The sequence below is a fragment of the Ruegeria sp. CDSB029 genome (genome assembly GCF_059611125.1).
The window spans coordinates 1-8,916 of sequence record NZ_JBXWOX010000047.1 but is presented as its reverse complement, the minus strand read 5'-3'; the positions used below and the strand labels follow the sequence as shown (position 1 = coordinate 8,916).

The following is an 8,916-nucleotide window of genomic DNA, read 5'->3' as shown; positions in this document are numbered from 1 at the left end:
GAAAATGCCAACCACGGTTTTCATAACGACAGCACGCCTCGTTATGACGAGGAAATGGCAAACCTAGCCTGGGACCGAACCATTGATTGGTTCAACACCTATCTGAGGTAATTGGTGCAAGCTACGAAATAAGTCATGCGTTGATATCGCTTCATGGCAATCCACGGTTCATCTTGGCCAAGCCCTCAGAGGCCCTAGAAATCTGACTTTCGCAGTCAGCGTGTCCGCGACCAGGTCTTGGCCTACTGCCCCAACCATTGGGTGTTTTTTAGAGTCGAAACGATTGGAAAATATTGTCGAAGCGGATTTAGGTGAAACGATCCATCGTTAGGTGTTTAGCTCATCTGCGGGTTAAGCGCATTATCACTTTAATGCCGCTGATAGCAGCCGTTAATCATGTGTTCGGAGAAAGGCTCCTCTTAGATTGAATTAACCAATTCTATATTCACCAACCGCTACCAGATTTTTGATCGAGGTGCCCAGTCAGTTCTGTTTGAAACTCGGCTGGGCTTTTAAAAAGTCACAGCAGATTGGATCGGATAAACTTGGACAACTGCGATCGTTTCTATAAGAAGTTAGCCGTTCCTTTGGTCTTATTCAGAATCCCGAAACCGCCGCGCGAGATAATCCACAAACGCGCGGGTTTTTGGTGCCAGGTTCCGCCTTTCGGCAAACATTACGACAATATCTGTGCTGGGTGGTGCATACTCCGGCATGACGTGGACAAGTTCGCCGGAGCTAAATTTAATGTTTGCCATATAGCAGGGCAACCGTGCGATCCCGATGCCAGCAAGAGCGGCTCGAAAGACGACATCGGTGCTGTTTCCCTCAAAACTGCCCGTTGCTTCAAATTTCTCGCCTGCGTTCGGTTCGATATTGTTCCAAACGTTCCGCTGGCTTCTCCCAGCAATTCTCAAGCAATTGTGCTCAGACAATTCGGCAAAATTCGACGGTGTTCCAGAACGCTCAAGGTATTCAGGTGAGGCACAAAGTACCCTTCGGCTTTGCATAATGCGCCTGATGAACATATCTGGATTCTTGCGTTGTTCCGCAAAGCAGATCGCCGCATCGAACCCTTCACTCCGAAGATCAATTTCTCGGTCGGTCAGATCCAAAGACATTTGAACCTCGGGGTTCTGTTTCATGAACTCTGGCAGGGCAGGAATCAGTTGGGACTTACCGAATGCAACAGTGGATGCGATCCTGAGTTCTCCGCGTGGGACACCGTCGAAGCTGTGGATCATCGCTTTGGCCTCATTGAATTTGTCGGCCATCGCTTTGCATTTTTCATAGAAATCTTGGCCTTCTCGCGTCGGAGAGACACCCGTTCTGGTGCGATTGAGAAGGCGGTAGTGCACCTGATCTTCAAGTAACCCGATCTGCTTACTTACTGCTGATGGGGTCTGCCCCATTGATCTAGCAGCCGCAGAGATGCTGCCCTGCTCGACAACCGTCGTAAAGATTAGCATTTGCGCAGAAATGTCCATGTCGTGACCTTTGTTGTTCCAATATGGCATGGGGTCTTTGCCAAATTGTCGAATTGTGAGCGCTACCAAATACCCTTATCTCTGCATTGCAGCATAAATACTGCATTGCAGCAACGGACGAGGCAATATCATGGCAATTACTCGATCAAACAGCGGGCTAGATGTCGTTTTCGAAGCTGGCCGCACGTTCTTTCATCAAAAACTGGACGCGATACGCAGGGCACAGGCCAAACGCAGGGTTTTTCGCGCAACGTATTATGAGCTCTCGGTGCTATCTGACCGCGACCTGACAGATCTGGGCATTCCGCGCAGTAGCATCAAAAGACTTGCTATGGAGGCTGCATATGGCTGCTAACACCCAAACGGCTGGTATCGATCGTGGTCACGCCATTGCTCTATCAATCAGCTTCCTGGCGAGGATCGGAGCCACGGCAAATGCGGCCTTTAAGGCGCTTCAAACGGCCCGGATGCTTTCCACTCTTTCGAATATGAACGACCATCAGCTCGCTCAGATCGGAATCTCGCGATCCGATATCCCAGAATATGCCGCAAAATTGATGGCTAACGAATAGCGAAGTAGACCCTCAGAACAAAAGATTGAACGGAATTTGCTGGTCCTCACTCCTCCCAGAGTAAGCCAGCAAGAGCGGCGGCGAAAAAGCCAACAGGGAGCGCCAACGCAAAGGGCCAGTATTTTCACCTCCTCCCGAAAATGCTGGCCCAAACCACCCTGCCAAGCAGGAGCCGCGAAAGATGAGAGGCAGGAGAACATCACGAGACCCGATCGTTCGTCGTCTCCGTTTCGGCGATCAAGATAGCATCTGTGATCATTTTCTTCGATTGGATGACCAGACTCGGCGCGCACGATTTTGTGGAACCGTTTCTAATAAAGGGGTTTTGGGTTATGCGCAGAATGTCCTTCGGTACGACAGTATCATTTGTGGAGCGTTTATCTCTGGGCAATTGAGGGGCCTTGTGGAACTGCGCGGTATCTTTCAGTCATGGCAATCAAAGACCGAAGCCGCCTTCTCCGTGGAGGCCGAGTGGCAAGGTGTTGGCATTGGTGACGCTTTGTTTCAACAGATGTTCGCAATGGCACAGAACAGAGGTGTCAGGACAATCCAAATGATGTGCCTGCAGGAAAACCACCACATGCGCTATCTTGCTGCGAAACATAACGCGCGGTTTGTAGCTGACGCGGATATTGTTGAAGCAATCTTGCATCCCAACTGGCCTACGCCAACGTCAATTGCTATTGAGATCATCGCGGAAACTAGGGCACACTCACATCTGCTCTTCACTTAAACGACCAGTAGCACGCTGCGCATTACTGCCGTTTGAATGGGCTTTAGTGAATGACCCTTTTCCGCCCGACGTGCTGAAAACCATTCTCCGCATTGGGCTCTGTACGGTCACTCTTCAAACCACATCGCATGTCCAGTTTGCGGGCTAAGACGCACAATGGTTGTCAGCTAGTTAGCAGTAGTTGATTTGCATCCTGAGTAGTTCGAACTACTTGGTCAACAAGTGTTGCACCACCAGCACTTAGCCCCATCCAAGTTTAGCGATGTTGCTGGTCCCCGGCAGCCTGTTAGCCAAACTTGGTGGGGCTTTCTAGCGAGATGAAAATTCCTAAATCCCATCATTTCAACGACCGCTCCAGCCTTGGTGCCGATGTTAAGTGAATTACACTCAACGAATGCTTGGCGGAAAAAGCAGGCCAAGTCGAATAGCCGCGATGATCGCAACTGAGATTTGCACTTGCGTCCTTAGGGGCTTTGCCGATGGTGATTAACGCGCCCTGTTCAATTCAAGACCGGTCACTTAGCTTGAGCAGACACCACAATGAGGATGATTTATGACGGACAAATTTGACTTCGAAAATAGCTGGCAACCCTCCCAGCGGTATCCAGACCCATCCGTTGTGGCGTTCGATCCGCGGTTTGATAAATACAGGCTGCCGTTGGCCGGCGTAGAACGATTGGCAACTGGTTGTCGCTGGTGTGAAGGGCCAGTCTGGTTCGGTGACGGGCGATATCTGCTATGGAGTGATATTCCGAATAACCGGATCATGCGCTGGGACGAGGTTACCGGACAGTCATCGGCGTTTCGTCAGCCCTCGAATTTTGCCAACGGTCAGACCCGGGACAGGCAAGGTCGCCTGATTACGTGCGAGCACGGTGGACGACGGGTTACGCGCACAGAATATGATGGGTCAATCACTGTGCTAGCCGATAGCTTTGACGGAAAGCGTCTCAACTCGCCCAATGATGTGATCGTCAAATCAGACGGCAGTGTCTGGTTCACGGATCCACCGTTTGGCATCTCGGGCAACTACGAAGGTCATCGCGCCGAACCAGAGTTAGGCCAGAACGTATACCGACTGGACCCCGACACCGGAAAACTGAAAGTCGTAGCCGATGACATTCTGGGACCAAACGGCTTGGCCTTCAGCCCCGATGAGACCGTGCTCTACATTGTTGAATCGCGTGGTGAACCGTCTCGAAAGATACTAGCTTATGACGTGAACACAGATGGTGCCTCGATCCAGAACAAGCGTGTGCTAATCGATGCAGGTTCTGGCACGCCAGATGGATTCCGCGTGGATGTGGATGGCAACCTCTGGTGCGGTTGGGGTATGGGTGATGCCGAACTGGACGGAGTGATGGTCTTTGACCCTGATGGAACTCCAATAGGTCGCATCGCTTTGCCTGAACGATGTGCCAATCTCTGCTTTGGAGGCCGTGCCAACAGCCGACTTTTCATGGCAGCAAGCCATTCTGTGTACGCCCTCTATGTCAACGTCGCTGGTATGGCGGGAGGCTAAATCTGCTCTCTGGAGGGCTTCTGCGCGAAAAAAAGGTTTCCCTAATGGGCTCTCATATCTCCGGACCCCGCTTTTTGAGCGACTACTATGGGCTCGAAGCAGTCGTTCGCCGCGCTCGGCGTGAACGACCGCTGTGCGGACTTTGCCGCCATTCGTTTGTCTTCGCTGAATGTCCGCTACTCAAAAATAGACCCGACGCTTGGCCGGGCCTGTTGGTGACGACGGGGATCGTCACTCCGTAAGGTGCTTGTAAAAAGTATTCCAGAAAGCGCCTCATTCTACTTTTTGGGGCTTGCGCCTGGCAAAGCGGAAAAAAAGCCGACCGTCGGTTACAGCAAAGCCAAGAGCAATGATGGCAAACCCGACCCAAGCTTCTGGCTCCATCTTTTCACCAAGGAACGTGACACCAAGACCGATAGCGAACGGTGGGATCAGCAGCGTAACCAAAAGAAGATTGGCGGCTCCGGCGCGCGCAAGGATTGCGAAATAAAGTACATAGGCCAGCGCTGTTGATAGAGCGGCCATCCCAATAAGCGCTGCCCATACTCCAGCAGACAGAGCGAAGCTTGGGGGACCATCCATCACGAGAACAATAGGGATCATAAGCACTGTGCTACCGATCAGCATGCCAAGTGCATTCACAAGTGGTGGTTGGCCTGAAAGAGCAGTTCTGCCCCATACACCGGCAAATGCATAGGAGAGCGTTGCCCCAAGGATAGCCAGCTGTGCCAGATTTCCCGGATTGAACTCGGTCAATGCGCTTGGCCCCATAATAAAGGCCACCCCTAAAATACCAAGTGCCGCACCTGCTATCTTCTTTGGAGTCAGCGGCTCGTCCTTAAGAAGCAAGCCAGCCACGACCGCAGCAAACATTGCCGTCGTTGCGTTGAGTATTGAAGCCAACCCGCTGTCGATTTGCATTTGCCCCCAGAAGATCAGCGAGAACGGAATAGCGTTATTGAGCGCCCCCATAACGAGATAAGCGCCCCATACCCGAGGGGCACGTGGAACTCTCAATCCTTTGAATAGGACGATGAGTGCCAGTATTGGGACTGCCCAGATCACCCTATGCAGCGTTATTGTCAGCGGGGGCACTTCAGTCAGTGCAACCTCGCCGAAGAAGAACGACCCGCCCCAAACCGCAGCGAGCAGAAGCAGCATGACGCTGGCTGTAAAATCCATTGCTGGCATGGGTTGGTTTGTCATGTCTTCTGGTTCCGTCACTAACTATCACCTAACGGATTAGCTGACGTGCCCCCGACACCGCGACCCGTTTCTTGCGGAAAGCCAAAACAAAGCCAACTCTCATCTATCCAATTGTGAACGGCTGCATTCGCCTATCGGCGGAGTGCCTCAGCAATCATTTCTGCAAGCCTTTCGGGCTGATCAACGCTCGCCCAGTGTGTGGCATTATCGAGAACGATCCGATCCATCTTGTTTTCTTCTAACCAACGGACGGTGCTATCCGGACAGTTATCAGGGTTGTAGAGATAAATCACATTTGCCGCGTTCTGCAAAAGCTCGCCGGGCACGCAGCTTGCTGAATAACGCCGTGCGTCGGTGCCGAGTTGCCACAGTGCCAGAGTATCAGCCTTCGAAACTTCATTACGATACCGTCGGATGATTGGTGCCGTTTTCGCCATTTCATCAAGCCGTTCAAGAAACGCCGCACGAAACGCAACTGGATCACCGTAGTCGGCGGCAGTTCCAGAAAAATAGGCATCCTCGGCAGTGATATTACCTTCCAATGAAATAATGGTTGTCAAAGGACAGCTTGCCCTTTTGGCAGCCAGTGAAGCTATGATTGAAGCAACCGAATGAGCGACAATGATCTCGGCTCCGTGCTTGTTCGCTTCGTCGGCGACGATTTGAGCAAGTGCCTCGAGAGTTGTTTCTTTTGCCAAAGGCTGAGCGCCAAATCCCGGAAGATTGATGGGTAGCAAACGATAGCTGTTGGCGAGGTGGGTGTCAGCCAAATCGTCATACATGCTCGCATTGTCACCAAAGCCTGCAACACAGAGAATGGCGGGCCTTTCATCGTTCGCTTGACTGGGGTGTTTGGTCATTTCGGCTTCCAGAGCATCGTATGCAGACATTAACACTGCTCCGCAGCATTCGACAATTTGGGCTCGTAGCAACCGTTCGCTGCAACTTGCTTGAACGACCGCTCTGCGGACGAACCGGACTGTTGAACTAGCATGGCATCGAGGCCGTTCATCGCCCAAACAGCATATAAATTGGCGCTTTGGCAAAAGAAATTGGCCGCAAATCAAAAGCCCGCTTCAGACTAAAGCCACACATTAATAAAACAAAGGAGGAACAGTCGCGGAGTGACTTGTTTCACTAGCACCTAACTTCGAGGCGTATAGATAGCTTTGTAAGACCTCATTTGCCAATTCAGCATCTGAAGCAAGGATAGAAAAATCAATATAAATCCGATACTACGAGTTCTTATGTTGTCGCTTGTTTTAAAGTTTTCCCAATTGAAATGCGCGGGCTTAGGGGAGGGTTTATCGGAATGAACGTCTCTTTGACGCCACAGCACAATGAGCTCGACGCTGAGCCTCCGGGGTTCACTCGAATGCTTTTGGTGGACACGAATATCTTCAAAGGTGTGATCGGAGAAGTGCCGCTGGACGGCAACGTGTTGATCACGGGTACAAATGCGGCAGGCAAGACGTCCGTCATTCAAGCACTTCCCTTGGGTTTTGGCCTTCCCCCGCAGAAGCTTTCTCGCAAGGCACAGGACAAAACCTTCTTTGGGCATTATCTGCCGCGAACGACCTCGTATATCGCATTTGAATATCGCAACCGCGCTGGCTCCAAACGCGCGGTAATCATGCATCTCGCGACCTCGGAGGAAAAGCTGGTCTATCGGTTTGTACGTTCCGAGCTATACGAGAATATGTTCGTGACAAACGATGGCAAGTTCGTCGAATTTAGCCATCTTGCCAAACACTTGCGTGACCAGGGCTATCAGATCGCGTCACGGCAAATCACAACTCAGGTCGAATATCAGACAATCATTCAAGGCTTGCCCATTGAAAACCCACGTCGGAACGATGTCGTGCAACTTCAGGCGGATTACGCGCTGGCGCCGCCGCGTACACCTCTCAGAAATGTTGAGAATGTCATTTTCTCCATGCTCAAAAAAGACGGCAGCCTGCGCGCACTGGAAGACATGGTGGCCGAACAGGTACTGAAAGGCGAGCGGCGCATCAAACTGGGCGGGAAACGCGAAAGCCTTGCCAGCTGGCCAAAACGCTTTCGGTCCTATCGTGACGTCATGGCAAAAGAAGACGATGTTTTGCGTCTTGTAGCCAAGAATGCCGTTCTGGAAGAGGCCCACCGGCGCCGCAAAGAGGCCCTATCGGAAATGCGTGGGCTGCTCAATGATCTCGAAGAGCAGCTTGAGACTTTGTTGAAAACCCTTCCTCGGCAAGAGCAGGCATTCCAGGAGGCGGAAAATGCCCATGCGGCCGATCGGGAAGCGGCTCGAAAGGCGCTGGCGGAGATTGAGGTCAAACTCAACACGGCGTCAGCTGAAGTGAAGCGACTAACAGAGAAATATGCGAGGTTCATGGATGACGACATCGAGGCCAAGGTGGCAGAATTTGCGCGCCTGTCTGAGTTGGAAGACGCGGCCCGGCAAGTTTCGGAACGCCTGACCGCGCTCAAGAGCGAATTGTCAGAACTCACGAGCAGCTATGACATACTCAAAGAGGCACGGCGGGAGACGGCTGATAACGCCCTTAGGGAGATCGCGCTTGACCGCAAGAGGTCCGAGGACGGACGCCGGGCCAAGCGCGAGGCGATTGAAACGCGCAGGCAGGAGAGCCGCGAGCGCGCGGAAGAAGATTATGCGCCGCAAATGATCGCGGCATCGAACAAACTAAAAGCTGCGGCGGCGGCTGTCGGAGCGGCAGAGGAAGCCGCTAAGAACCCCACTGTCGACAGCGCAGTCCTAGAGCGCGTCACCGAAGCGCAAAAGGAAGTCGACACGCGTCAGGCGGCCTATAACGCGGCCGTTGAACAAAAGGCGCCTCTGCAAGCCCAAGAAACTGCGGCCAAGTCAGACGTTGCAAAAGTTGACGGTGAGATCGAACGCCTCTCACAATCCAAACTGCGTCTGGAAAAAACGCGCGAAGAGCTGGAGGCTTCTAAAGCCCCCTCTGATGGAACCCTGCTTGCGTTCCTGCGTCGCCAGCGACCGGATTGGGGCGATACTATAGGGCGTGTGCTAAGAGAAGATCTGCTCAGTCGGACAGATCTCAGTCCAAAGGATCTCAGGGCAGAAAGGAGTGTTTTTGGGCTCGACCTTGATCTGGAAGACGTAGACCCGCTTCAGCAGGCAGATCTAAGCGTGATTGAACTCAACATTGACCGCTGCATGGCGGATATTGGAGAGGTGCAGCAGAACATTGCGACCTCCAAAAAGAAACGCGATGAAGCCTCTACCCGACTGAGAGAGATTCGGCGCAAATCCAGTGAACTTGAAGTCAATACTGGCATTCTGGCGCGCAAGTTTGTCTGACGTCAGCGCCTACCGGACAGATTTGGGGTTTGAGCAACGGAGGATTTCTGGTTCATCGAAGCCGTTAA

9 protein-coding genes are annotated in these 8,916 nt (G+C 52.3%); 6 read left to right on the top strand and 3 right to left on the bottom strand.

The window, feature by feature from the left end; translation table 11 throughout:
* Window positions 1-111, top strand: a 111-nt coding sequence (locus AC2FI8_RS24325) for a dienelactone hydrolase family protein (RefSeq protein WP_496781229.1), incomplete at its 5' end; no start/stop codon positions are given.
* 482 nt (window positions 112-593) lie between these two features.
* Here AC2FI8_RS24325 and AC2FI8_RS24320 read toward each other — a convergent pair.
* The gene (locus tag AC2FI8_RS24320) at window positions 594-1,469 is read right to left on the bottom strand and encodes a LysR family transcriptional regulator (protein WP_496781228.1); all 876 of its coding nucleotides are present in this window, start codon (window positions 1,467-1,469) and stop codon (window positions 594-596) included.
* A gap of 148 nt (window positions 1,470-1,617) precedes the next feature.
* On the opposite strand from AC2FI8_RS24320, the gene AC2FI8_RS24315 reads away from it, so the two are divergent.
* From AC2FI8_RS24315 to AC2FI8_RS24300, 4 genes are all read left to right on the top strand, one after another.
* On the top strand, window positions 1,618-1,842 hold the full coding sequence (locus AC2FI8_RS24315; protein ID WP_496781227.1) for a DUF1127 domain-containing protein: 225 nt from the start codon (window positions 1,618-1,620) through the stop codon (window positions 1,840-1,842).
* Window positions 1,832-2,059 carry a DUF1127 domain-containing protein gene (locus AC2FI8_RS24310; RefSeq protein WP_496781226.1) on the top strand — a complete coding sequence of 76 codons (228 nt, stop codon included), beginning with the start codon at window positions 1,832-1,834 and terminating at the stop codon, window positions 2,057-2,059. Before AC2FI8_RS24315 ends, AC2FI8_RS24310 begins: the two co-directional genes overlap by 11 nt.
* Window positions 2,060-2,240: 181 nt before the next feature.
* Window positions 2,241-2,792 (top strand): GNAT family N-acetyltransferase, encoded by a 552-nt coding sequence (locus AC2FI8_RS24305; protein ID WP_496781225.1) that lies wholly within the window; start codon window positions 2,241-2,243, stop codon window positions 2,790-2,792.
* A 553-nt stretch (window positions 2,793-3,345) separates the two neighbouring features.
* A complete protein-coding gene (locus AC2FI8_RS24300; protein WP_496781224.1) occupies window positions 3,346-4,314 on the top strand; it encodes an SMP-30/gluconolactonase/LRE family protein in 969 nt (322 codons plus the stop codon).
* Window positions 4,315-4,587: 273 nt separating this feature from the next.
* On the opposite strand, the gene AC2FI8_RS24295 is transcribed toward AC2FI8_RS24300, so the two are convergent.
* Both AC2FI8_RS24295 and AC2FI8_RS24290 read right to left on the bottom strand, forming a co-directional pair.
* Complete coding sequence (locus AC2FI8_RS24295) at window positions 4,588-5,505, bottom strand: DMT family transporter (RefSeq protein ID WP_496781223.1); 918 nt, start codon at window positions 5,503-5,505, stop codon at window positions 4,588-4,590.
* A gap of 146 nt (window positions 5,506-5,651) precedes the next feature.
* On the bottom strand, window positions 5,652-6,410 hold the full coding sequence (locus tag AC2FI8_RS24290) for an alpha/beta fold hydrolase (protein WP_496781222.1): 759 nt from the start codon (window positions 6,408-6,410) through the stop codon (window positions 5,652-5,654).
* Between the two features lie 422 nt (window positions 6,411-6,832).
* On the opposite strand from AC2FI8_RS24290, the gene AC2FI8_RS24285 reads away from it, so the two are divergent.
* Window positions 6,833-8,848 (top strand): ATP-binding protein, encoded by a 2,016-nt coding sequence (locus tag AC2FI8_RS24285; protein WP_496781221.1) that lies wholly within the window; start codon window positions 6,833-6,835, stop codon window positions 8,846-8,848.
* Window positions 8,849-8,916: the final 68 nt, after the last annotated feature.